The sequence below is a fragment of the Herbaspirillum huttiense genome (assembly GCF_047300815.1).
GTDB classification, from domain to species: Bacteria; Pseudomonadota; Gammaproteobacteria; order Burkholderiales; family Burkholderiaceae_D; genus Herbaspirillum; species Herbaspirillum huttiense_A.
This window is the reverse complement of the sequence record NZ_CP178608.1, coordinates 4,764,441-4,787,908: the sequence shown is the minus strand read 5'-3', so window position 1 is coordinate 4,787,908 and position 23,468 is coordinate 4,764,441. Positions and strand designations below refer to the sequence as shown.

The 23,468-nt window shown below is 63.6% G+C and carries 20 protein-coding genes; 12 read left to right on the top strand and 8 right to left on the bottom strand.

From position 1 onward, the window contains the following. The first annotated feature begins 7 nt into the window (after positions 1 to 7). On the top strand, positions 8 to 1,378 hold the full coding sequence (gene pelG / locus ACLRDN_RS21945; protein ID WP_413457993.1) for an exopolysaccharide Pel transporter PelG: 1,371 nt from the start codon (positions 8 to 10) through the stop codon (positions 1,376 to 1,378). 28 nt (positions 1,379 to 1,406) lie between these two features. Here pelG and ACLRDN_RS21940 read toward each other — a convergent pair whose 3' ends face one another. Both ACLRDN_RS21940 and ACLRDN_RS21935 read right to left on the bottom strand, forming a co-directional pair. Further along, positions 1,407 to 2,963, bottom strand: a complete 1,557-nt coding sequence (locus ACLRDN_RS21940) for a CHAD domain-containing protein (RefSeq protein WP_413457992.1) — start codon at positions 2,961 to 2,963, stop codon at positions 1,407 to 1,409. Continuing rightward, on the bottom strand, positions 2,948 to 3,829 hold the full coding sequence (locus ACLRDN_RS21935) for an AraC family transcriptional regulator (RefSeq protein WP_413457991.1): 882 nt from the start codon (positions 3,827 to 3,829) through the stop codon (positions 2,948 to 2,950). Before ACLRDN_RS21935 ends, ACLRDN_RS21940 begins: the two co-directional genes overlap by 16 nt. A gap of 123 nt (positions 3,830 to 3,952) precedes the next feature. On the opposite strand from ACLRDN_RS21935, the gene ACLRDN_RS21930 reads away from it, so the two are divergent. Both ACLRDN_RS21930 and ACLRDN_RS21925 read left to right on the top strand, forming a co-directional pair. After that, positions 3,953 to 5,152: an MFS transporter gene (locus ACLRDN_RS21930; protein WP_413460434.1), complete on the top strand. Its 1,200-nt coding sequence runs from the start codon at positions 3,953 to 3,955 to the stop codon at positions 5,150 to 5,152. Positions 5,153 to 5,272: 120 nt separating this feature from the next. Next, complete coding sequence (locus tag ACLRDN_RS21925; protein ID WP_413457990.1) at positions 5,273 to 5,935, top strand: ceramidase domain-containing protein; 663 nt, start codon at positions 5,273 to 5,275, stop codon at positions 5,933 to 5,935. 16 nt (positions 5,936 to 5,951) lie between these two features. Here ACLRDN_RS21925 and ACLRDN_RS21920 read toward each other — a convergent pair whose 3' ends face one another. Then, positions 5,952 to 6,437, bottom strand: a complete 486-nt coding sequence (locus tag ACLRDN_RS21920; protein ID WP_413457989.1) for a type II CAAX prenyl endopeptidase Rce1 family protein — start codon at positions 6,435 to 6,437, stop codon at positions 5,952 to 5,954. Between the two features lie 33 nt (positions 6,438 to 6,470). Continuing rightward, on the bottom strand, positions 6,471 to 7,412 hold the full coding sequence (locus ACLRDN_RS21915) for a 5'-nucleotidase (RefSeq protein ID WP_413457988.1): 942 nt from the start codon (positions 7,410 to 7,412) through the stop codon (positions 6,471 to 6,473). Positions 7,413 to 7,662: 250 nt separating this feature from the next. Between ACLRDN_RS21915 and ACLRDN_RS21910 the strand changes: the two genes are divergently transcribed. The 6 genes from ACLRDN_RS21910 (at position 7,663) to otnI (ending at position 13,941) form a co-directional block, all read left to right on the top strand. Further along, a complete protein-coding gene (locus tag ACLRDN_RS21910) occupies positions 7,663 to 8,364 on the top strand; it encodes a FadR/GntR family transcriptional regulator (RefSeq protein WP_413457987.1) in 702 nt (233 codons plus the stop codon). Between the two features lie 180 nt (positions 8,365 to 8,544). Beyond that, positions 8,545 to 9,441 carry an L-threonate dehydrogenase gene (gene ltnD / locus ACLRDN_RS21905; RefSeq protein ID WP_039783726.1) on the top strand — a complete coding sequence of 299 codons (897 nt, stop codon included), beginning with the start codon at positions 8,545 to 8,547 and terminating at the stop codon, positions 9,439 to 9,441. 37 nt (positions 9,442 to 9,478) lie between these two features. Beyond that, positions 9,479 to 10,765, top strand: coding sequence for a 3-oxo-tetronate kinase (otnK, locus tag ACLRDN_RS21900; RefSeq protein ID WP_413457986.1), 1,287 nt, complete (start codon positions 9,479 to 9,481; stop codon positions 10,763 to 10,765). Further along, positions 10,762 to 11,409: an aldolase gene (locus ACLRDN_RS21895; RefSeq protein ID WP_413457985.1), complete on the top strand. Its 648-nt coding sequence runs from the start codon at positions 10,762 to 10,764 to the stop codon at positions 11,407 to 11,409. Before otnK ends, ACLRDN_RS21895 begins: the two co-directional genes overlap by 4 nt. A 285-nt stretch (positions 11,410 to 11,694) precedes the next feature. Beyond that, positions 11,695 to 13,008, top strand: a complete 1,314-nt coding sequence (locus ACLRDN_RS21890; protein ID WP_413457984.1) for an MFS transporter — start codon at positions 11,695 to 11,697, stop codon at positions 13,006 to 13,008. 129 nt (positions 13,009 to 13,137) lie between these two features. After that, positions 13,138 to 13,941 (top strand): 2-oxo-tetronate isomerase, encoded by an 804-nt coding sequence (gene otnI / locus ACLRDN_RS21885; protein WP_413457983.1) that lies wholly within the window; start codon positions 13,138 to 13,140, stop codon positions 13,939 to 13,941. On the opposite strand, the gene ACLRDN_RS21880 is transcribed toward otnI, so the two are convergent. Together ACLRDN_RS21880 and cheD are read right to left on the bottom strand one after the other, a co-directional pair. Beyond that, positions 13,833 to 14,516 carry an addiction module antidote protein gene (locus ACLRDN_RS21880; protein ID WP_413457982.1) on the bottom strand — a complete coding sequence of 228 codons (684 nt, stop codon included), beginning with the start codon at positions 14,514 to 14,516 and terminating at the stop codon, positions 13,833 to 13,835. The genes otnI and ACLRDN_RS21880 overlap by 109 nt on opposite strands. A 132-nt stretch (positions 14,517 to 14,648) precedes the next feature. Then, entirely contained in the window at positions 14,649 to 15,260 is a 612-nt protein-coding gene (cheD, locus tag ACLRDN_RS21875; RefSeq protein ID WP_413457981.1) for a chemoreceptor glutamine deamidase CheD, read from the bottom strand. Positions 15,261 to 15,762: 502 nt separating this feature from the next. Here cheD and mqo point away from each other — a divergent pair. After that, positions 15,763 to 17,412 (top strand): malate dehydrogenase (quinone), encoded by a 1,650-nt coding sequence (gene mqo / locus ACLRDN_RS21870; RefSeq protein WP_413457980.1) that lies wholly within the window; start codon positions 15,763 to 15,765, stop codon positions 17,410 to 17,412. A 101-nt stretch (positions 17,413 to 17,513) separates the two neighbouring features. Here mqo and ACLRDN_RS21865 read toward each other — a convergent pair whose 3' ends face one another. Continuing rightward, entirely contained in the window at positions 17,514 to 18,362 is an 849-nt protein-coding gene (locus ACLRDN_RS21865) for an alpha/beta hydrolase (RefSeq protein WP_413457979.1), read from the bottom strand. 73 nt (positions 18,363 to 18,435) lie between these two features. Continuing rightward, positions 18,436 to 21,792 (bottom strand): autotransporter domain-containing protein, encoded by a 3,357-nt coding sequence (locus tag ACLRDN_RS21860; protein WP_413457978.1) that lies wholly within the window; start codon positions 21,790 to 21,792, stop codon positions 18,436 to 18,438. A 204-nt stretch (positions 21,793 to 21,996) separates the two neighbouring features. On the opposite strand from ACLRDN_RS21860, the gene ACLRDN_RS21855 reads away from it, so the two are divergent. Both ACLRDN_RS21855 and ACLRDN_RS21850 read left to right on the top strand, forming a co-directional pair. Then, entirely contained in the window at positions 21,997 to 22,692 is a 696-nt protein-coding gene (locus tag ACLRDN_RS21855; protein WP_413457977.1) for a hypothetical protein, read from the top strand. A 7-nt stretch (positions 22,693 to 22,699) separates the two neighbouring features. After that, a complete protein-coding gene (locus ACLRDN_RS21850; protein WP_413457976.1) occupies positions 22,700 to 23,464 on the top strand; it encodes a flagellar motor protein MotB in 765 nt (254 codons plus the stop codon). Positions 23,465 to 23,468: the final 4 nt, after the last annotated feature.

The following is a 23,468-nucleotide window of genomic DNA, read 5'->3' as shown; positions in this document are numbered from 1 at the left end:
GACCGCCATGGCCGGTATCGGTTTTGAACTGCGCAAGATATTGAAGCGCGACAGCCTGCTCTCGCTGATGCAGGCGTATTCCTATGCGGCCCTGATCAGTTCGGGGCCGTGGATCATGTCCATCGTCGGCATCCTGGTCATCGGCCTGGTGAGCTATACGGTGAACATGCCCAAGCTGGCCATCGTGCAGTTCCAGGTCAGCATCACCTACGTGATTTCCTTGTCGCTGATCTTCACCGGCATCTTCCAGCTGGCCTTGACGCGCTTTGCGGCGGACCGCCTGTTTGAAAAGGACAATCACGCCATCCTGCCCAATTTCCATTCGGTCTCGCTGTCGGTGACGCTGGTGGGCGGCGTGCTGGGCCTGCTGGCGGTGGCCTTCCTGTTTCCGCAGCAGAGTGCGCTGTACCGGCTGCTGCTGCTGGCGGCCTTCATCATCATGTGCAACATCTGGATCGCCACCATCTTCCTGTCGGGGATGAAGCAGTACAAGGCCATCTTCTGGATTTATGCACTGGGCTACACCATCACGGTGGTGGCGGCGCTGCTGTTGCGTCCGCTGGGACTGGAGGGTTTGATGGGCGGCTTCGTGATCGGCCAGGCGGTGTTGCTGATGGCGATGATGGCGCTGATCCTGCGCAATTTCCCGTCGGACCGTTTCATCTCCTTCGAGTTTTACGAGCGCAAGAAACTCTATCCCTCGCTCATGGCCATCGGCCTGCTCTACAACACCGCGATCTGGATCGACAAGGCCATGTTCTGGTACACGCCCGAGACCAGCCAGGCCATCATCGGCCCGCTGCGCGCCTCGGTGATCTATGACCTGCCGGTGTTCCTGGCCTACCTCTCCATCATTCCCGGCATGGCCATTTTCCTGCTGCGCATGGAGACCGATTTCGTCGAGGACTACGATGCCTTCTATGAGGCCGTGCGCACCGGCGCCTCGCTGGAAACCATCGAGAAACACCGCAACGGCATGGTGGAAACGGTGCGCCTGGGCCTGCTGGAAATCATCAAGATCCAGGCCATCACCACCTTGCTGCTGATGGTGACGGGCGAATCCATCCTGAAGTGGCTGGGCATTTCCACGCTCTACCTGCCGCTGCTCTACATCGACGTCATTGCGGCCAGCCTGCAGGTGGTGCTGCTGGGCATCCTCAACGTCTTCTTCTATCTCGACAAGCGCCGCATCGTGCTGGGCCTGTGCGCGGGACTGGTGGTGCTCAACTTCGGCCTGACCGCGCTGTCGCTGCGCCTGGGGCCGACCTTCTACGGTTTCGGATTTGCGCTGGCGGTGTTCGTGGTGGTGCTGGCCGGTTTCGTGCTGCTCACCCGCAAGCTGGAACTGCTGGAGTACGAGACCTTCATGCTGCAATGAGCGCAGCGCTCATTGCGGCACTCATCACTCATTGCGGCAACTCCTGCGCCTTCCATTTTTTCCACAGGCGATGCATGCGCTCGTGGCCATCCTTGACCTGGCCGGCCAGGAAGCCTCGCGCATAGCCGATGCTCGGGGCCAGGCGTACCTGCTTCTGCTGCAGTTGCTGCAGCAGGGCATCGGCCACCACCAGGTCGTTCTGCAGGCCCAGCTGGTCCTGCAGGCGTGACAAGGCTTTCAGGTAGGGGCGGCTGCTCTTCTCGCCATACAGCGCCTGGAAGAACTCGATGTCATAGCGCATCTTCTTGGCGGCGATGCGGGTACGGTGGCGTGCCCGGTCGTTTTCTTCCAGATGCGCTCCGCGCTTGTTGAGGCGCTTTTCATCCCGTCGCAGCATTTGCCGCGCGTAGCGGTAAATCGCTTGCGAGAGGGCTTCCTGTCCCGCCTCGTCGAGGCCATCGCGCCAGCCCGCGGTCAGCAGCCAGCGGCTGAACTGCAGGACCAGCGCGGTATAGCGCGGCGAGGCCACGGCCTGCACCGCCAGTGCATGTTCCTTGCCGGATTCCACCAGCGCGGCATGGCGCACCCGTTCCAGGTCGATGGCGCCAATGGCCTGCGGTGGCAGCGTGGTCAGTGTTTGCGTGGCCAGCACATCCCAATCACGTGCATTGCCGATGGCTTGCGAGACCCAGTCGAATTCAGCGGCCAGGGAAGCGGGCAGGGCAATGACGGGCTCGAACAGCGTAAAGGCCGAGCGCAGGCGGCGCAGGCCCACGCGCATCTGGTGCAGGCGTTCGATGTCGTCGCTGTCCTGGTCGGCGATGTCATTGGCCTGGATCTGCTCCACGCAATTGTTGACCACCGCCAGGAAGGCCCGCTCCACCGGCATCTTGCGGCTTAGCTGCAGCGGCTTGGCGCGGCTGGCCGAGGAGGTGGCGGCAATGCCCTGCTGCGCACGGCCCGCCTGGTGGAACAGTCCATAGCCGCGCTGCGCCTTGCTCTGGATGCCGATGCGCAGCGGCAGGTCCTGCAGCAGTTGCAGTGCGAAATCGAAGAGGGCGCTGGCCTCGCCCTGCTTGAGTTCCAGTTCGATTTCGCACACCTCCGCCTTGAGCTCTCCGTGTTCTACCGTGCCCTGGTCGAGCACGCATTCGACCTCGCTGCCATCCTGCAATACCAGGTCCCACACCATGCGCTGGATGCGGGTGCTGAAGATGGGCGTCAACTGCGCGGCGGTCTTGTCGGAGAACACCTTCCTGGCCCAGGCCTCGTCGGAGGCCGCCAGCTCGCGCAGCACCGGCAGGTCAGGTTGTTCACCTTCCACCAGCGACTCCCATTCATTGCGCTGGTGCAGGCCGCCACTGACGCCGCCGCCTGCCTTGAGGGTCTGGATATATTCATTTCCGGTCCGGCGCACCCGCAGCCCGGCTTCGTTCTGGCGCAGCAGCAGCTCGGGCGTATCGAAGTAGGTGCCGGTCTGGTCCTTGATGCGCGGCGCGGCCTGCGCGTAACGCTTGATGAGCGGATGACGGATGAAGGCCTTGGTGTGCTCGGGGGCGAGCAGCAGTTTCAGTTCGGTTTCCATGAGGCGTTCCGTGTGGGTTGGAAGTAGCGGGCCGCCGGACTGGCCGGTGGGGAAGAAGCGGGACGGGCAAGCGGTGCCTGGCGCTGCGCCATGTAGCGCGCCGGCGGCTTGCCCAGGGAATTGCGGAACATGGTGATGAAGGCACTCACCGATTCATAGCCCAGGTCCTGCGAGACGCGCTGCACCGAGCTGCCCGAGGCCAGCCATTGCAGGGCCAGCATCAGGTGGATCTGCCGCCGCCAGCGGCCGAAGCTCATGCCGGTTTCGGCCTGCACGAAGCGCGCAAAACTGCGTTCGCTCATCGCATGGCGCTGGCCCCATTCGGCCACCGTGCTGCGGTCGGCCGGTTGTTCGGCCAGGTGGCGCGCAATCGCACGCAGCCGCGAATGTTGCGGCACGGGCAGGTGCAGGGGCAGGGCGTGGCGCTGGCTGTGTTCCAGTTCTTCCACCAGTACCGACGCCAGACGTGCGGTGCGTTCGTGCGGGGCGTAGTCCTGGCGCTGCTCGGCGAGGTGGCAGATCATCTGCACCAGCAGGGGCGACAGCGCCAGCGTGCAGCACTGGTCCGGCATGCTGGCTGCATGTGGCGCGATGAACAGGAAGCACAGCTGGCCGTCCAGCGTGACGCGGTTGCTGTGCGGCACGCCCGGCGGAATCCAGACCGCTGACTGGGGCGGCACGATCCACATGCCCTGGGCCGTCTCGCAGGTGACCGCACCGTGCAGGGCCACCACCAGCTGGCCCTTGCGATGGCTGTGGAAAGGTGTTTCTCGCTCGCTGTGGCTGGTATGCACGCGCAGGGCCGTGACCGCGGCATCGAGGCGGTCCGGATCGTGTTCGACCAGGCTGGCGTAGAGAGTGGCCATAGGGGGCAGGGTTGACCGTTTTTAGCAATATGCTGGCATTGTAGCCAAATACGTGCAGGCAGCGATTGGCTAAGCTGGGCGCTCGCTGCTTTCGATCAATCCTTGCCCATCTACACGTCCGCCATGCATGCCACGCATCCCCCTCACGTTCGTCCTGTTCATCGCAGTGTCTGGCTCATTGCAGGCATCCTGCTGATTGCCGCCAATTTGCGCGCACCCGTCACAGCCGTGGGGCCGGTGATGGGCTTGCTGCAACAGACCTTCGCCCTCTCGGCGGGTGCGGCCGGGCTGATGCTGACCTTGCCACTGCTGTGCTTTGCGCTGGTCTCGCCGCTGGCGGCCCGCGTGGCGCGCAGCCTGGGACTGGAGCGCACGCTCCTGCTGGCCTTGTTGTTGATTGCGGGCGGTATCGTGCTGCGCTCTTCGGGATCGGTGGCGGCCTTGCTGGCCGGGACCTGTGTCATCGGCTGCGGGATTGCCGGCGGCAATGTGCTCTTGCCCAGCTTGCTCAAGCGCGATTTTCCCGACGACCTCACGCGCATGACGGCCATCTATGCGCTCACCATGGGCGGTGCGTCGGCGCTGGGCTCGGTCTGTGCCGTTCCGCTGGCGGCGGGCCTGGGCTGGGCGTGGGCGCTGGCTTCGTTCATTGCATTGCCGGTGGTGACGGTACTGGTCTGGCTGCCGCAATTGCGGCGTGATACGCGCCCGGCCACGGCGCCTGCAAGTGCGGGGTCGATGTGGCGGCAGCCGTTGGCGTGGCAGGTGACTTTCTTCCTCGGGACCAATTCGCTGGTGTATTACGTGGTGACGGCATGGCTGCCGTCCATCCTCGCGGCCAATGGGCACAGTGCGGTGGAGGCGGGCAACCTGCATGGCCTGATGCAACTGGCCTCGGCCTTGCCGGGCTTGCTGCTGGTGCCGCTGGGTCCGCGCATGCGCGATCATCGCCCGGTGGCGGTGAGCATGTCGGCTGCGACTGTCCTGAGCCTCATCGGCTTGATTGCGTGGCCGCAGGCGTCCATCGTCTGGGTGCCGTTGTTTGGATTCGGCACAGGCGCAGTACTGATCCTGGGGCTGGCCTTTGTCGGTACGCGCGTATCGACACCGCCCCAGGCCGCCGCACTGTCGGCGATGGCGCAAAGCGTGGGCTATCTGCTGGCGGCCGCCGGGCCCATCCTCATGGGGCGGCTGCATGATGCCAGCGGAGGGTGGACGCTGGTGCTGGGCTTGTGTGCGGGCGGCGCGATGCTGATGGGGGCGCTGGGCTGGCTGGCGGGGCGGCCGGGCAGGGTGATCGGCGCGGTCACGCAAGGACAGTGAAGCGCGACTGGAAAAATTCGGCGGCTTCGCGGATCATGGCGGCTGCATCGTGAACGGGCGGCCATTTGATCGCCGGTATCGATTCCCCCTTGATCTGCGACGACCAGCGTGACACACACCATGACCGCATCGCTTCTTGCCCCGGTAGACCTGTATTGCGAACGGCTCAGTACGGCTTTCTGGGCCGAGCCCGTCAATGCGCTTTCCAATCTCGCTTTCCTGCTGGCCGCGTATTTCCTGTGGCGCTTGCCGTTGCCTCAGGGGCGCAGCGCCGTGGTGATGTCGCGGATCCTGGCGCTGATGGTGGCCGTGATCGGCGTGGGCAGTTTTCTTTTCCACACCGTTGCGCAGCGCTGGGCCCTGTTCGCCGATGTCATTCCGATTTCGGTGTATCAGGTGCTGTTCCTGGCGTTCTATGTGCGCAAGGTGGCGCGCTGCAATTGGCTCGTGACGATGTGCTGGGTAGTGTTCTTCTTTGTCGTGACCTACGGTGTGGGCCGCTTGCCGGACCAGTGGCTCAATGGTTCGGTGGCGTCCTATGGTTCGGCATGGCTCTTCATTGGCGGGCTGGGCGTGTATCACTGGCGCATGCGCAGGACCGAACCCATGGTGCTGCTGTTGGCTACCGGAGTATTTACGCTGTCGCTGGTGTTGCGCTCCATGGACATGGCGGTATGCCCGAGCATCAGCATCGGGACGCACATGTTCTGGCACCTGCTCAACGGGGTGGTGTTGTATCTCACCACGCGGGCTTTTGTTCGCAATGCAGGCTCGGGGCCATGAGATGTTGTCGTTGGGTTCAGGCTAAAATCGCCAGGACCATGGCGTTGAATAAGGCGTGTACTGAAACCGTGACTAACACCGGAAAACCCTTCGGTCTTCTGGTCTCGACCAGGAAGACCCAAGAGAACGCCAGGCCCGCGATGAACATGTCAACAGGCCAGCGCTCCTCAAATTCATGTGCCAATGCAAATAGAAATCCCGAGATGACCAGGATGACAGGGGCGTTCAAGCGAAGCATTTGCAGACACTTTATGCATGCCCATTGAAAGATCAGGGTTTCCACCAAAGGGGCGAAGATGATCCCCGTCAGCACGGCACGCGCCGGTGACCAGGTTCGGAAGGGATCTGGCTGCGCAGTGACTGAAAAGCCGAGGAAACTTGCGGTTTCGTTCACCAGAATCTGTCCCGCCAAAATCAATAGCGGTGTCACTACCACCAGATGCCACCGAGCCACGATATTGGGATCGAGGAGGCTGCTTGAGCCTTGGCAGCGTCTACGCATTTGCGCCGTTTTTCATGAGTATCGAGACTGCAGTCATTCCTTGACTGCCCGCGTTCGTGGCACCCTCGTTCTTTCCAGCGTCCCGCCTTTGTAAGGCACCCGCCCCGACGGCACCACCACGGCCGCCTTCTGCACATGTCCTTCCTGATCATCAAAGAACATGTGCGCGCCGAAGGCCTGCAGTACCTCCGCCTTGTTCAGCCCGCCCAGGAAGAAGGCTTCATCCACCGTCACATTCCAGGTCCGCAAGGTATGGATCACGCGCTGGTGCGCCGGACTGTTGCGCGCCGTGACGATGGCGATGCGCACCGGGCACTGCTTGGGCGGAAACTGTTTCTGGATCGCCGACAAGGCCAGCAGCAATTTGGCAAACGGTCCTTCCTTCATGGCCTTCTTGCGATGGCGCTGTTCATGCCTCGCAAAAGCCTCCAATCCCTTCTCCGCAAAGATGCGCTCGGACTCCGCCGAGAACAGCACGGCATCGCCATCAAAGGCAATGCGGATCTGCTTGTCCGGCGCACTGTAGTCCAGTGGCGCGGCATACAACTGGGCCGCCGCCACGCCGGCATCGATGGCTTCCTGCACGTCGCCGGTATCGCGCGAGAGGAACAGGTCGATCTTGAAGGCCTGCAGGTAAGGCGCAGTCGGTCCGCCACCGGTGAAGGCCGCGCGGCTGATGTCGAGCTTGTGGGCGGCAATGGCATTGAAGGCGCGCAGGCCGGTGTCGGGCGTGTTGCGCGAGATGACCACCACTTCCACCAGACGGCGTTCCGGGATCAGCTCATTCAACTGCAGCAGCGCCTTGACCAGCGGGAAGGCCGTGCCCGGCTGCAGCGGATCATTCTCGTGGTCGCGCTGGTACTGCGCATAAGCATCCACGCCCTGCTGGTCGTAGATGGCGTTCTCCACTTCGAGATCGAAAAGGGCGCGGGAAGAGATTCCAATGACGAGCTTGTCCGAGAGATCGTAGGGCATGCGGCACATCCATGGCAGGAAAGCCCTGATTGTAGAGCCCCGGGCCCGCTGGCGCAGCCTTTGCTGAGATATTCGTATTCTTGATGTCTGGAGCGAACTGCTGCATATATCACGCCAAGTTCTGCCAAATGCGCATATTGTTTGCCAAAAGTGGGTGTTACTCCGCGTAAAGAGAAAAAATCGGATTGCCCCGTTCAAAATAAATTTGTATGATGACCGGATAACCTTACGATAACGACCGCGAGACAGCATGTTTCAGAAGATCCCCGCACAGGCGCTCAGCGACACTGTGGCCAGGCAATTGCTGGAAAACATCGACGCCGGTGCCTTCCCCCGGGGCAGCAAGCTGCCCACCGAGGCGGTGCTGGCGCAGCAGTTCGGTGTGAGCCGCACGGTGGTGCGCGAAGCGATTTCGCGCCTGAAGCATGAAGGCGTGGTCGAGCCGCGCCAGGGTAGCGGTGTGTTCGTGACCGAGCAGGCCGGCATCAAGCCGCTGCGCATCGATTACACCGAGGTCAGTTCGCCCGATGCGGTGCTGCAGATCGTCGAGCTGCGCCGCGCCATCGAGGCCGAAGTCGCCGCACAGGCCGCCAAGCGCCGCAGTGCGGAAGACCTGCAGGCCATTGACGCGGCCCTGGTGCAGATCGGGGTCGATGTGGCTGCAGGCGGTGATGGCGTGGCCGCCGATGTGGCCTTCCATCGCGCACTGGCGCAGGCCACGCGCAATCCGTACTTCATCAAGACGCTGGAGTTCCTGTCCCAGTATCTGGAAGCGGCCACGGCGGTGACGCGTGGCAATGAAGCGCGCTATGAGGATTTCTCGCGCCAGGTGCGCGAAGAACATGAGGCCATCGTCGCAGCCATTCGCGCCGGTGATGAAATGGCGGCCCGCAATGCCGCCCAGACCCACATGTTCAACGCGGCACGGCGCTTGAGCCAGGGACAGTCCTGAACAGGGTGTCCCGGCTTGAATGGCAGCAAATGATTTGAATGTTTTAAACGATTTAAACGATTTATAAGTTTTACGAAATTTCAAATTCTGACGCCGGCCTTGGCCGGCGTTGCATCATCAACCCGGCGCAATGTCCTGCCCGTCGAGAGCGGCAGCGGCGTCATCAATGCGGAGGCAATTATGTCCAAGAATGTAGGTGTGATCGGTTTGGGTGCCATGGGTTATGGCGTGGCCAGCTCGCTGTTGCGTGCCGGTTTCAACGTGCATGCCTGCGACGTGCGCAAGGAAGTCCTGGACAAGTTCGCCGCCGCCGGTGGCGTGGCCTGTGCCAATCCGGCCGAGCTGGCCGCGAAAGTCGATGTGGTCATCACCCTGGTGGTCAATGCCGCCCAGACCGAGATGGTGCTCTTCGGTGAGAACGGTGCCGTCTCCGCCATGAAGCCGGGCAGCGTCGTCATCTCCAGCGCGACTGTCGCGCCCGACTTCGCCGTCGAACTGGGCAAGCGCCTGGCCGAGAAGGACCTGCTGCTGCTGGACGCACCGGTCTCCGGTGGTGCCGCACGCGCCGCTTCCGGCGAGATGACCATGATGACTTCGGGCCCCGCCGAGGTCTACGCCAAGATCGAAGACGTGCTGGCCGGCATGGCCGGCAAGGTCTATCGCCTGGGCGACACCCACGGCATCGGCTCCAAGGTCAAGATCATCAACCAGCTGCTGGCGGGCGTACACATCGCTGCCTCCGCTGAAGCCATGGCCCTGGGCCTGCGCGAAGGCGTCAATCCGGATGCGCTGTATGACGTCATCACCCACAGCGCCGGCAATTCGTGGATGTTCGAAAACCGCGTGCCGCACATCCTCAATGGTGACTACACCCCGCTGTCGGCCGTGGACATCTTCGTCAAGGACCTGGGCCTGGTGCTCGATACCGCCCGCCGCAGCAAATTCCCGCTGCCGCTGTCGGCTGCTGCGCACCAGATGTTCATGATGGCGTCCACCGCCGGCCATGGCGGCGAGGATGATTCGGCCGTCATCAAGATCTTCCCCGGCATCGACCTGCCGCCGGCCAAGGCCAAGTAATCCAGCGTCGTCCCTGCATCTGATTCGAGGAGTTTTCATGTCCACATCCCGTCCCTTGCTCGGTTGTATCGCCGACGATTTCACCGGCGCCACCGACCTGGCCAACATGCTGGTGCGCGGCGGCATGCGCACCGTGCAGACCATCGGCGTGCCCAGCGAAATGCCGGCCGTGGCGGCCGACGCGCTGGTGATCGCACTGAAGTCGCGCACCATTCCCGCTGCCGAAGCCATCGAACAATCGCTGGCCGCACTGCGCTGGCTGCAGCAGCAGGGCTGCACGCAGTTCTTCTTCAAGTACTGCTCCACTTTCGATTCCACCGATGAAGGCAACATCGGTCCGGTGACCGATGCGCTGATGAAGGAACTGGGCGAGGACTTCACCATCGCCTGCCCGGCCTTCCCGGAAAACGGCCGCACCATCTATCGCGGCTACCTGTTCGTGGCCGATGCGCTGTTGAATGAATCGGGCATGGAAAACCATCCGCTGACCCCGATGACCGATGCCAACCTGGTGCGTGTCCTGCAGCGCCAGACCGAATCCAAGGTCGGCCTGGTGCGCTACGACACCGTGGCACGCGGCGCGGCCGCCACCCAGGAGCGCTTCACCGCCCTGCGCGCCGACGGCGTCAAGATGGCCATCGCCGATGCGGTCTCCGACAAGGACCTGTTCACGCTGGGCGAAGCCTGCGCTGAACTCAAGCTCATTACCGGTGGTTCCGGCGTGGCCCTGGGCCTGCCCGAGAACTTCCGCCGCGCCGGCCTGCTCACTGCTGCTGGTGAAGCCGCGCAACTGCCCAAGGTCGATGGCCTGTCGGTAGTGCTGGCCGGTTCCGCCTCCAAGGCGACCAATGCGCAAGTGGCTGAATGGAAGGCCAAGCGTCCCGCCTTCCGCATCGACCCGCTGGCCCTGGCCCGTGGCGAAGACGTGGTGGCCCAGGCGCTGGCCTTTGCCGATGAACGCATCAAGAACGAGCCGGTGTTGATCTACGCGACGGCTACCCCCGATGAAGTCAAGGCCGTGCAGAAAGAACTGGGCGTGGCCAAGGCCGGTCACCTGGTCGAGCAGGCGCTGGCAGCGATCGCCGCTGGCCTGAAGCAACGTGGCGTGCGCCAGTTCGTGGTGGCCGGTGGCGAGACCTCCGGTGCGGTGGTGCAGGCGCTGGATGTGCGTGCGCTGCGCATCGGCCCGCAGATCGATCCGGGCGTACCGGCCACTGCCACCCTGGATGAGCAACCGGTTGCGCTGGCCCTGAAGTCGGGCAATTTCGGCAGCGTCGATTTCTTCGAGAAGGCATTGCGTTATCTCGACGGGAAGACGGCATGAGCCGCAATACCAACGAAAGCGCGCTGCGCGAAGAGATTTGCCGCATCGGTGCCTCGCTGTACCAGCGCGGCTATACCGTCGGTTCGGCCGGCAACATCAGCGCGCGCCTGGATGACGGCTGGCTGATCACGCCGACCGATGCCTGCCTCGGTTTCCTCGATCCGGCGGCCATCGCCAAGGTCAATGCGGCCGGCGAATGGGTCTCGGGCGACAAGCCGTCCAAGACCCTGGTCCTGCATCGCGCCATCTACGACAACAACCCCGAGATGCATGCGGTGGTGCATACGCACTCCACGCATCTGGTGTCGCTGACCCTCAATGGCGTCTACAGCGAGCAGGATGTCTTGCCGCCCATCACCCCGTATTACGTGATGAAGGTCGGCCACATCCCGCTGATCCGCTATGCCCGTCCGGGTGCGCCGGAAGTGGCCGAGCAGGTGGCGAAGATCGCCACGCAAGTGCGTGGCGTGCTGCTGGAGCGGCTCGGTCCGGTGGTGTGGGAAAGCTCGGTCTCCAAGGCCGCCTTTGCCCTGGAAGAACTGGAAGAAACCGCCAAGCTGTGGCACCTGGCCGGTGGCCGTGCCACGCCGCTGGAAGAGCCCGCGCTGCAGGACTTGCGCGACACCTTCAAGGCGCGCTGGTAGCAGTAACGGTAGCGCTCAGGCAGCTTCAGCAACCCATAGCAACAACGCGTCATGGCGGCCGATTTCGGCACCGCCGTGCCCCGCTTGCGCCCAACGGAAGGTGGTGGGTGTGAGCAGCAGCCAAGCCGGCACAAGACCGGCCAATCAATGCCGGCCTGCGTGCCGTTCCCCAAGGGACGGCACGCGGGTCCGATTGAATCCATAAATTGCCCGTCAGACCACGGGCACCAAGCAACCAGCGGCCGTGCATAGACAGCCGCGACACTCTTAGGGAGATGTAACACCATGACCACCGCAAGCACTTCCGGCGTCGGACTCGACGTCAACGACAAATCCAAGGACGGACTGTACAAGAAAGTCTTCTGGCGCATCATGCCGTTCCTGATGCTGTGCTACGTGATCGCTTATCTGGATCGCGTCAACGTCGGCTTTGCCAAGCTGCAGATGTCGCAGGACCTGGGTTTTTCCGAGACCGTCTTCGGTCTGGGCGCTGGCCTGTTCTTCATCGGCTACTTCCTCTTTGAAGTGCCCAGCAACATCCTGATGCACAAGGTCGGCGCGCGCATCTGGATCGCCCGCATCATGATCACCTGGGGCATCCTCTCGGCGGCCTTCATGTTCGTGCAGAACGCCACCCAGTTCTACGTCCTGCGCTTCCTGCTGGGCCTGGCCGAAGCCGGTTTCTATCCCGGCATCATCCTGTACCTGACCTACTGGTTCCCTTCGCACCGCCGTGCCAAGGTGATCGCGGTCTTCATGTCCGGCATTCCGGTGGCCGGCATCCTGGGCAACCCACTGTCGGGCTGGATCATGGATGCGTTCCACAACAATGGCGGCCTGGAAGGCTGGCAGTGGATGTTCCTGATCGAAGCCATTCCGGCAGTCCTGATCGGCGTGGCCACGGTGATGTACCTGGACAACGACGTCAAGAGCGCCAAGTGGCTCTCCGACGAAGAGAAGGCCAGCCTGCAAGCCGATATCGACGGCGATGCCAAGGGCAAGGAAAGCAAGCACGGCTTCGGCGCCATCATCAAGGATGCGCGTGTCTGGCTGATGTGCCTGATCTACTTCTCCTTCGTCATGGGTCAATACGGCCTGACGTTGTGGATGCCGACCCTGGTCAAGGCCACCGGCGTGAAGGGCAACCTGGAAATCGGCCTGCTGTCGGCCATTCCGTTTGGCTGCGCCATCATCGCCATGAACCTGATCGGCCGCAGCGCCGACCGCATGCGTGAGCGCCGCTGGCACCTGGTGATCCCGGCCCTGATGGGTGGCGTGGGCTTCGTGGGTGCGGCCCTGTTTGCCGACAACACCGCGATCTCGATCGCTTCGCTGTCGCTGGCCGCGGCTGGCGTTCTGACCTGCGCACCGTTGTTCTGGTCGCTGCCGACCGCCTTCCTGTCGGGTGCTGCGGCGGCCGTCGGTATTGCTGCCATCAACTCGGTGGGCAACCTGGCCGGCTTCGTCAGCCCCTACCTGATCGGCTACCTGAAGGACCTGACCCACAACAACGCCACCGGCATGTACATGCTGGCAGTGATGCTGGTGGTGGGTTCGGTTGCCACGCTGGCTACCAAGCCGGGCATGGTCAACAAGTAATGTGATGTCCCGTTCAAAGCCCGCATGCCTGTGCCTGCGGGCTTTGACGTTTTCTGCACCTTCTGCCTGTGTGGACGCACGCAAGAGCGTTCGCGCTACACTGGCCCCTTCGTTACCAAGGAGAATCCGATGCTGCGTTTTGCCGCCAACCTGAGCATGATGTATGTGGAACACGATTTCCTGGACCGCTTCGCCGCCGCCGCCAAGGATGGCTTCTCCGGCGTCGAGTTCCTGTTCCCCTACGACTATCAGCCGGAAGAGATCAAGTCGCGCCTGGAGGCCAATGGCCTGACCCAGGCGCTGTTCAATGCGCCCCCGGGTGACTGGGCCGCCGGCGAGCGCGGCATCGCCTCGCTACCGGGCCGCGAAGACGAATTCAAACGCAGCATCGAGACTGCGCTGAAGTACGCTTCCGTCATCGGCAACAAGACCCTGCACGTGATGGCCGGCCTGATCAAGCCCGACCAGGATCGCGCGCGTCACCGTGCGGTGTACCTGGACAACCTGTCGTATGCGGCACACCAGGCTGAATCCGCCGGGCTGACCGTGGTGATCGAGCCGATCAACACCCGCAACATTCCGGGCTTCTTCCTGAACCGCCAGGACGATGCCCAGGCCATCTGTGCCGAAGTGGGCGCGCCCAACCTGAAGGTGCAATTCGACTGCTACCACTGCCAGATCGTCGAAGGCGACGTGGCCGTGAAGTTGAAGCGCGACATGCCCGGCATCGGCCACATCCAGATTGCCGGTGTGCCCGAGCGCCATGAGCCGGATGTGGGTGAGCTGAACTATCCGTATCTGCTCAAGCTGATCGATACCCTGGGTTACCAGGGCTGGATCGGTTGCGAATACAACCCGGCCGGTGCTACCTCTGCGGGCTTGGGTTGGTTGAAGGCGCTGGCTGAGCAGGGCCTGACCACGCTGAAGAAGTGATGGCTTGACGGCTCCGGAACCGCAGCTGGCGGAGATGTGAGAATGCCGTCCGGTGTTGAACCGGACGGCATTTTCTTTGATTGGGCAGGACTCAAGCGCAGATCTGGCTGCCTTGTTTTCCGCTCTTGGCGGTGCGCGTCGTGCCGGGCTTTTTCACCGGTGTCATCTTGGTGATGGCGGCGCGCCGTGGTGCCTGTTTCTTTGTTGCAGGAGACTGGGCGGATAATGTCTTTACGGTGCCGGATCGTTTTGGTTTGCGCCCCCCCTTGAGGTGCGGCAATGCTCAAGCGCAGGTCGAGTGCCCCGAGCAAACGAAGGACGGTGCCCAGCCTGGGCTCCGCACCCGGCTTGAGGGTCTTGTAGAGGCTTTCACGCCCCAAGCCTGCTTTGCCGGCGACCTCCGCGATACCCTGCGCGCGGATGACGTCATTGAGTGCGGCCATCAGGAAGTCAGGATCATTCTCTTCGAGCGCAGTCTGCAGATAGGCTGCCATGGCCTCTTTGCTGTCGAGATAGTTCGCCGGATCAAAGGTGGAGATGTGCGCTTCTTTTCTATGGAATTTTCGGTTGGTCATTGAAGCCCTCCTTTAGAGAGAGCAATCATTGTATCCACATGGATACAGAGGACAATACGCCGAGGTTTTCCTTGGACGAATTTCGTGAATGTACGAAAGGGTCAGCAATGGCGAGTCTCGGTCCCGAGTGAATCAGAACAAATCAATTTCCCCACCCACCGGCTTGGCCTGCAGCTTGGACGCATATTCACGTTCACGGCTGGCCAGATCGGCAGCCGCATCCTTGATCTTCTTGACCAGCACCTTGCCCGTGCGCGGGAAGAAATGGACCTTGCGCGGCCAGATGTCGTTGAGGTCTTCGGCCACCACGCGGATCTTCTCGGCCGAGAGGTAATTCTTAACGAAGGCGGCATTGCGTTCGCCCACGTTCATGGCGTTCATGCCACGCAGCACCGCGCCACCGCCGAAGACCTTGCATTCCAGGTTCTCGCGCCGGGCACCGGCCTTGAGGACGTCGTTGATCAAGACTTCCATGGCATAGGTGCCATAACGCATCGAGGCCGAGACCGGGCTGTCGGCTTCGCCGCCGCCATCGGGCAGCATGAAATGGTTCATCCCGCCCACGCCGCTGACGCGGTCGCGCAGGCAGGCCGAGACGCAGGAACCCAGCACGGTGACGATCATGATGTCATCACCGGTATAAAAATATTCGCCCGGCAGGATCTTGGCGGTGTCGCAATTGAAGGCCCGGTCGTGATACCGATACGACGCGAAATTTTCCGGCTTGTTGATGACGGTTTGCATACGGGCCCCTGATCGTTCTTGTGTGCGCCCCAATGAGGGACGGTGAGTGTTGGCGGTCCATGCATTGTCAGTCAGGCACAGCCCACCCGATATCGGGGAATTCCCTATCCGAGAACAGGCTTGTGCGCCATCGTTAATAGGGGATATCCGCAATCGCCTTGGGCTCCCGTCCCGTGGTACGCTGCGCCCCCTCGACATGACCCGATCCCGGTCCGCTCTGACGGAGACGATTTGTACAGGCATTCCCCAAATGCCGGAGACAGGCATCGGACAGGCAGTTGAAACCGGCAGGCACCACTCAGGCTACAGGCCCGTGCGTGCGCCGTGGCCCCGCGCGGCCACGCCCGGCTGGGCTTGCATTGATCCGCAAGGCCCTCATGACACAGCGCTTTCGCGCCCGCCCTCCACGGCAGGCGCTGCGGCCTGTGGCATGCACCGGTTGTCCGACTCCCCGCCACCGTGCAGGGGAGGCAGCCCTCTCTCATCACAAACGGATTAGACAATGTTGAAAAAATCCTTCCTGGCCTTGCTGGGATTCGTAGTTGCGTTGGTCGTCACGCCCGCTTCGCAGGCGGCCGACGTCAAGAAGGTCGACGTGCTGCTGGTCGGCGGCGGCATCATGAGCACCACCCTGGCGGTCTGGCTCAATGAGCTGGAACCGGGCTGGTCGATGGAAATGGTCGAGCGCCTCGATGGCGTGGCCGAAGAAAGCTCCAACGGCTGGAACAACGCCGGCACCGGCCACTCGGCCCTGGCCGAACTGAACTACACGCCCGAAGACAAGGACGGCAAGATCCAGATCGCCAAGGCCATCGAGATCAACGAAGCCTTCCAGATCTCGCGCCAGTTCTGGTCGTGGCAGGTCAAGAGCGGCGTGCTGAAGAACCCGCGCTCCTTCATCAATTCCACCCCGCACATGAGTTTCATCTGGGGCGATGACAACGTGGCCTACCTGAAGAAGCGCTACGAAGCCCTGCAGGCCAGCCCGCTGTTTGCCGGCATGCAGTATTCGGAAGACCACGAGCAGATCAAGAAGTGGGTGCCGCTGATGATGGAAGGGCGCGACCCCAACCAGAAGCTGGCCGCCACCTGGACCCCGCTGGGCACCGACGTCAACTTCGGCGAAATCACCCGCCAGTTCGCCGCCTACCTGCAGACGCGCCCCAACTTCGGCCTGAAGCTCTCCAGCGAAGTGCGCGACATCACCCGCAACGGTGATGGCACCTGGCGCGTGGTCTACAAGAACCTCAAGGATGGCAGCACCACCGAGACCGATGCCAAGTTCGTCTTCATCGGTGCCGGTGGCGGTGCCCTGAAGCTGCTGCAGAAGTCCGGCATCCCCGAAGCGCGTGACTATGCGGCCTTCCCGGTGGGCGGCTCCTTCCTCATCACCGACAACCAGGATGTCGCCCTGCGCCACCTGGCCAAGGCCTATGGCAAGGCCTCCGTGGGCGCGCCGCCGATGTCGGTGCCGCACCTGGATACCCGTGTGCTGGATGGCAAGCGCGTGATCCTGTTTGGCCCCTTCGCCACCTTCTCGACCAAGTTCCTGAAGCAAGGCTCGCTGTGGGACCTGTTCTCGGCCACCACCACCCATAACGCCTGGCCGATGGCCCGTGTCGGTATCGATGAATACCCGCTGGTGGAATACCTGGCCGGCCAGCTGATGCTGTCGGACGACCAGCGTTTTGCCGCACTCAAGGAGTATTTCCCCAACGCCAAGAAGGAAGATTGGCGCCTGTGGCAAGCCGGCCAGCGCGTGCAGATCATCAAGCGTGATGAGGCCAAGGGCGGCGTGCTCAAGCTGGGCACCGAAATCGTGGCCTCGGCCGACGGCAGCATCGCCGGTCTGCTGGGTGCCTCGCCTGGTGCTTCGACGGCCGCGCCGATCATGCTGAGCGTGCTGCAGAAGGTCTTCAAGGACAAGCTGGCCACGCCCGAATGGCAGCAGAAGGTGCGCCAGATTGTGCCCAGCTATGGCACCAAGCTCAATGACCACCCCGACCAGGTCGCCAAGGAATGGGCCTATACCGCAGAAGTGCTGCAACTGATGCCGCCGCCGGTGATCGCTCCCAAGGCGGCAGGCCAAGCCGGCAAGGGTGGCAGCCTGGAAAAGCCGAAAGCCAACGCATCGGCCGATATGGCGCTGTGATGGCGGGGTTGCCTGTTTTTTAGGCAACCCGGAAATGAAGTTTTCTTAAAAAAATGGGTAGTCCGGTTTGCGCCGGCTACCCATTTTTTCATGGCCCATGCTCAAGGCTGCCGGCCAGTGCAGGGCAGCGGCACCTGCAGCAGGGCGGGCCAGCGGCTTGACCAGTCGCTCTCGTGCGCCATGCCCGGGATGATCGCCAGCGCCGCGCAAGGTCCTGCCTTGGCGACGAAGCTGCGCGTGATGGCGGGGGGGATGACGGCATCCTCGGCACCGCTCACATGCAGTTGCGGGATGCGTGCCACCTGCGCCGCCACATCGATGGGATTGAGCGACCCCGGCATTTGCGAGACCTTGTGCCATTCGTTCATGGCCACGTGATCGAGATTGCCGGCCACCGTGCGGATGGCGCTCACATCCTTGCGCCGCGCCGCCAGCAGTACGGCGATGGCGCCGCCGCCCGAATAGCCGACCAGCTCCAGCCTGGCCGGCTGCAGTTGCGCCACATAGCGGCTCAGGGCTTCATCCATGGCGTTGACCACTTCCGGGGAATAGCGCAGGCCGGCCCAGTAGGCCGGCTGGCAGACCGGGTTGCGCGCCATGGGCGTGAACTGGCAGGGGCGCGCCAGATACACCACGTCACCGCCATCGCTGGCGGCCAGGCGCAGGCCCATGGCCGTATGCGGTGTCGGATCGGGTGAGACCTGAGTCCGCGTGATCCAGGCGCGGCCGTCGCCTTCCAAGTAGACGCGCAGCAGCGGCGCTTTCGTGCGGGCGTGTACGTAGGCCGTCAGCACGAAGGGGCCGCCGCGCACCTCTTCGCGCTGCAGGCCGGACGGCGCAGCCAGCGCATCGGCGCGCTGTACCAGGTCGCTGGCGCAGCCGGCCAGCAGGGCGAGGCTGGTGAGGGCGAGGGCAGGCGGGCGGAATCGGAAGAGGAAAGAGGATCGCATCGCGCGATTGTCGCCGGAGTAAAAAGAGCCCGCAAGCGCAAGCTGCGGGCCCTGTCTCATGGGGGCTGCAAGCTCAGAACAGCCAGCCCACGCGAGCGGTCAGTTGATGCATGAGCGAACGGTCGCGTACTTCGGCGTCATAGCCCAGCGTGCCATAGCTGCCCTGGGCGCCATTGAAGCGATAGCTCACGCCCAGTTGCACGGCGTCGCGATTGGGCGCGGTGCTGGCGGTGGTGAAGCTGGGGCCGCCGGCCACGAAGCTGGCGGTGACATCCGGATTGCTGGCCAGCTCATGCAGGTAGCGCGCACGCAGTTGCAGGCGGTCGCCGTTGTCGCTCAAGCGATTCAATTCCACACCCAGGGTCGGCTGTACCGAATTGGCGCGGCTGGAGGCCACATTCTGCGCCAGCGCCGCATTGCCGCTTTCGGTGTAGCCCTCATTGCTCAGGTGCGACAGCCGCAGTCCGGCCAGCCAGCGGCCGGACCAGCGCTGGCTGACCGCAAAGGGCAGACCCGCTTCCACGCGCGCGCCGACCTGCCAGCCGTTGTAGCTGCCGTTGACGTGCTGGCCGACGAAGTTGATGGCGCGCTGGCTGCTGTAGTGATTGCCGCCCACCATGAGTGCGCCGTCCAGCGTCCAGCCGTCCATGTCCAGACCGACATAGCCGCCCACGTTTACGGCATCGACATTGACGTCATTGCCGCTGGCATTGTCACTGCCGCGTGTTCCGGCACGGGTATAGCCCAGGGTGAGGCCGGCCACTTCGCGTGCCGAGAGGTCGGTTTCCATCCCGGCGGCCATGCCGTAGGCATTGACGTCGTAGCCGTCGGCACCGGCGCGGGCCTGCTGCCGGCCCCAGGCGCCCAGGCCTTGCAGCCAGACGCGGCCGCGTGCGGCGGCTTCGCCGGTGGCCACGCCGCTGCCGTCCTGGCGGGCCACGGGCGCATCACCGCGTGCGCTGTCCACGCGCCCTGCCACGGCCGAGAAGACGCTGCCCATGGAGACCTGCGCCGCCTGCTGGCTGGCGCGATTGGTTTCCGGTTGCAGCTGGCGCACCGCGCTGCGATAGGCGGCAGTCGTCGGCAGGGCATCCAGCGCGGCCAGCAGGTTCTGCACCTGGGTGTTGCTGCTGTTGTTGCCCAGCGCGTCCAGCGCGCGGCCCAGCGGACTGCCGCTGACGTCGCTCACGCTGGCGGTACGCTGGGCCGTGAGGATCAGGTCGTTGCCCGAGACTTGCAGACCGTAATCCAGCGTGGCGGTGCTGGCCAGCTGGATCTTCGACACATCCAGCGACAGGCCGCCGGCGGCCGAGAGGATGGTCCAGCGTGCGGTATTGGGGACATAGGTCTTGACCACCGGCTGCAGGGTCGCACCGTTGGCCAGCGTGGCGCTGCCGGCGGCGTTGATGCGGTCGGCCTGCGGACCGGCCACGCCGACTTGCAGGGTGCCGCCGCTGCCGACGGAGAGATTGCCGCCGACGTTGATGGTGCGGGTGGCCGTCCCCTGTGCGGCCTGGAATACGCCATTGACGGCGAGGTTGCCGCTGGTGCCGAAGGCCCCGTTGACTTGCAGCACTGCACCCTGGTTGACGGTCATGTTGCTGACGGTGCCGAGGTCATAGTTGAAGCGCGTCACGCCATCACGCACGATGTAGTTCTCGAAACCCGACAGCACGCCCGCCGCGAAGGACTGCGTGCCGCCGGTGGTGAGGGTATCGATGCCGGTGCCGCCATTGATGGTGCCGATCACGGTGCCACCCAGCAGCTGCAGCGAGTCGTCGCCGTCGCCCATGTCGATGGCCATGCCGTTCTTGCCCTCGATGCGGCCGTAGTTGATCAGCGTATCGTTGCCACCGCCCATCTGCACCGCCGCCCCCGGCACGGTGCTGCCGCCCTGGCCGGTGAGGGTGGCCTGTGCACCGCCGGTGATGACGCCGCTGGCGTTGTTGATGACGGTATCGTCGTAATTGCCGACCAGCCCGATGGCGATCCCCGTGTTGCCGGTGATGCTGCCATCGTTGACGATGTACGCCTTGGCACCGTTGACACCGGTGCTCCCCCCGGTGCCGCGTCCGGTGGTGTTGCCAGTGTTGTAGGTGATGCGCGGATTGCTCGGGTCCTTGGACCAGTCATTGCCATCGTCGATGAGGATGCCATGGGCTTCGCCATAGATCACTGCGCCCGCGTGGTTGATGATGGTGCCGCCACCGGCGGCGATGCCATCGGCGCCATTGGGCTGACCGCTGGAATCGAGGCCGCCCGCGCCATTGCCTCGGATGGTTCCCCAGTTTTCGATGTAGGCGGTGCCGTCGATATCGACGCCGTCGCCATCGCCATTGCTGGTGGTGGCGCCGTTGCCGAGGACGTCATACACGCGTCCGCTGCCGGCATAGTTGCCGATGATGGTGCCGTAGTTGAAGACCACGCCGTGGCTGTCGAAGCCCACGCCCGAGCCGTTGTTGCCGGTGATGACGCCGCTGGCCTGGTTGATCACCACGTTGTTGCTGATGGCCACGTTGCTGCGCGTGCTGCCATCGGCATAGGTGGCATCGAAGGTGATGCCGGTGGCGCTCAGGCGCGGCGTGAGAGCGATGGCATTGGCCAGGTTGCTGTCCGGGGTGGCGGCCACCGGGTCGCCGCCGTCGATGCCGTGGCGCGCACCGGTGATGCTGCCGTAGTTGACGATGACCGCATTGCGGATGCCGTCGTCGATGGAGATGCCATCGGCTGCTTTCGGCGGCGAGCCGCTGGCGCAGGCCGACAGGTAATCCGGGCAGGAGGTGTTGACCGGGCTGGTGGTGAAGATGCGTCCGTAGTTGGTCAGCAGGATGTTGGAGCCCATCTTGATCGCGCTCGAGCTCGACGAACTGATGGTGGCGCTGCTGTTGCTGGCCGAGCCATTGACGATGGTATTGCCGGCGGTGGAGTAGTCGCCGTTGGCGTTGATGGCGTAGTTCTTGCCGTTGTCCGCATTGGTGGGGGTGGGACCGGTTTGCGAGATGGTGCCGAGGTTGACGATGGAGAAGGTATCGCTGCCTTTGCCGATCAGGATGGTCGGTGTCTTGGCGCTGCTGGAGGAACTGGTGATGACGCCGCCTGCGGCGTTGTTGAGGATCAGGTTGACCTTCTTGTGGTTGATGCTGATGGCTGTCAGGCCGCTGTTCTGGCCGATGGTACCGGCGTTGTTGATGGTGACGGCGCTGAGGTTGTCGTTGTCCTGCGAGGTGCGGATGGTGGCCGCGCTGCCGGAAGCCAGGGTGCCGCCGGCATTGACGGTGATGGTATCGGCGCCGTTCTTGGTCAGGGTCTTGGCGCTGGTGTCGGTCGTGCCGTTGGCCACGGTGTAGTTGGCCGCCTGGGCAGGGGCATGGATGGCTTGCAGGGCCAGGGCCAGCGGAAGCAGGCGAAGAGGTAAAGAAGAGCGGGCCATGTGCAAAGAAATTGGTAGCAAGTTGTCAAGACCTGAAAGTTTGCTGACAACTTGTGACCGGACCATTACATCGGTCGGCTGCGCGGGGCTTTTCGTCCCTCAGTGTGGTCTTTCTGATAATCTCCTGTCGTGACAAGACGCTGACAATGTAAAGAAGAAGGGGAGCAAGGATGGGAAGGTTCGTCATGCAGACAGGGGCAGTTCATGGATAAATCGCTGTGGAGTTTCCTGCTGCCGCAATGGGATGGCACGGCCTATGGCGGCCTGCAGTGGGTGTTTGCGCTGGTGTTGCTGTTGCTGGTGATCGCACTGCCGCTGCTGCTTTCACGCCGCGCCCGGCCTGCGCAGTGGCAGGCGCGGTTGCAAGCGCTGACCGGTGAGCGCGGGCCTCTGCCTGCGACGACCACACCGGACGAACTGAGCCAGGCCGTGGCCACTGCGCCGGAACGCTGGGCTACCGCGATGCCGGGCTTGATCCTGATGCTGGGTTTGCTGGGTACTTTCATCGGCCTGGGCCTGGCCTTGACGGCGACGGCCGGCGTGCTTGGACCACAGGCTGCACCGGGTGCGCTGGGAGCGGTGATCGATGCACTGGGCAGCAAGTTCAAGATTGCCGCATGGAGCATGCTGGCGTTTCTGATTCTGAAGTCCTGGATGATCTTGCGCGGGCATGAGCAGGCGCGGCTGGCGTGGAGCATCGGCATTCTCAAGGATGCGGCCACTGCGGCTGCGCAAGCGCAGGCGGTGCAACACGCAGAAGAACAGCAGCGTCTGGTCGACGCCATCAAGCAAAGCGGACAAGCCCTGCTGGCGGCACAACAGGCCGAGGCACAGCGCGCGCATCTGCGCCATGGCGAGTGGATGGAAGCGCTGCAGCGCCAGTCCGGACGTTCATCCTGAGGCGGCGATGAGTCAATCCGATCACGAATGGGTCGCGGCCACCGGGCTGCTGGTGGCGCTGGCGGGGGTATTGATCGTCCTGCTGGCGGTGAGCCGGGCGGGTGGTCCCGAGATTGCGCAGCTGCGTGCGGAGGCACCCCAGGTGGCATCCGCTTCCACCCCGGCACCGCCACCGGCTGCCCCCTTGCCCGCTGCAGCACCCGCCCAACCGGCGCCTGCAGCGGCTGAAGCTGCACCACCGCCAGCCGCGCCGGCGACGGCCCGCCGCGAATCCGACGGACCGGGATTGACGGTCGTGTTGCGCCAGGTGCAGACGGTGTTTGCGCAGCAGGGCGCTTCCAACCTGGTGGCGGTCGATACCGAGGCGGGGATGATTACGCTGAAAGAGGGGGCATTCCGTCGCGGCAGTGCTTGTGTGGAGCCGGAAGCGCGGGCCGCGTTTGCGCAGGTCGAGGAGCGGATTGCGGAGTATTTGCAGCAGCACCCCGCGGGCCGCATCTATGTGGAAGGCCATACGGATGACAAGCCGGTGAAGGCTCCGGTGACTGATGTGCGCGCGTATTGCACGGTCTACGATGACAACTTCACACTGTCGGCGGCGCGTGCCCGCGAAGCGCGCTTGCTGCTGATCGGACGCAGTGCGCCGGAAGCGGCGCGCCGCGTGATCGTGGCGGGGTATGGGGATTCGCAACCGCTGCAGGGGCTGGCGGCCAGTGATGAGCGTAACCGGCGGGTGGAGGTGCGGTTCGTCAATGGCGGGGAGAGGAATTGAGCTG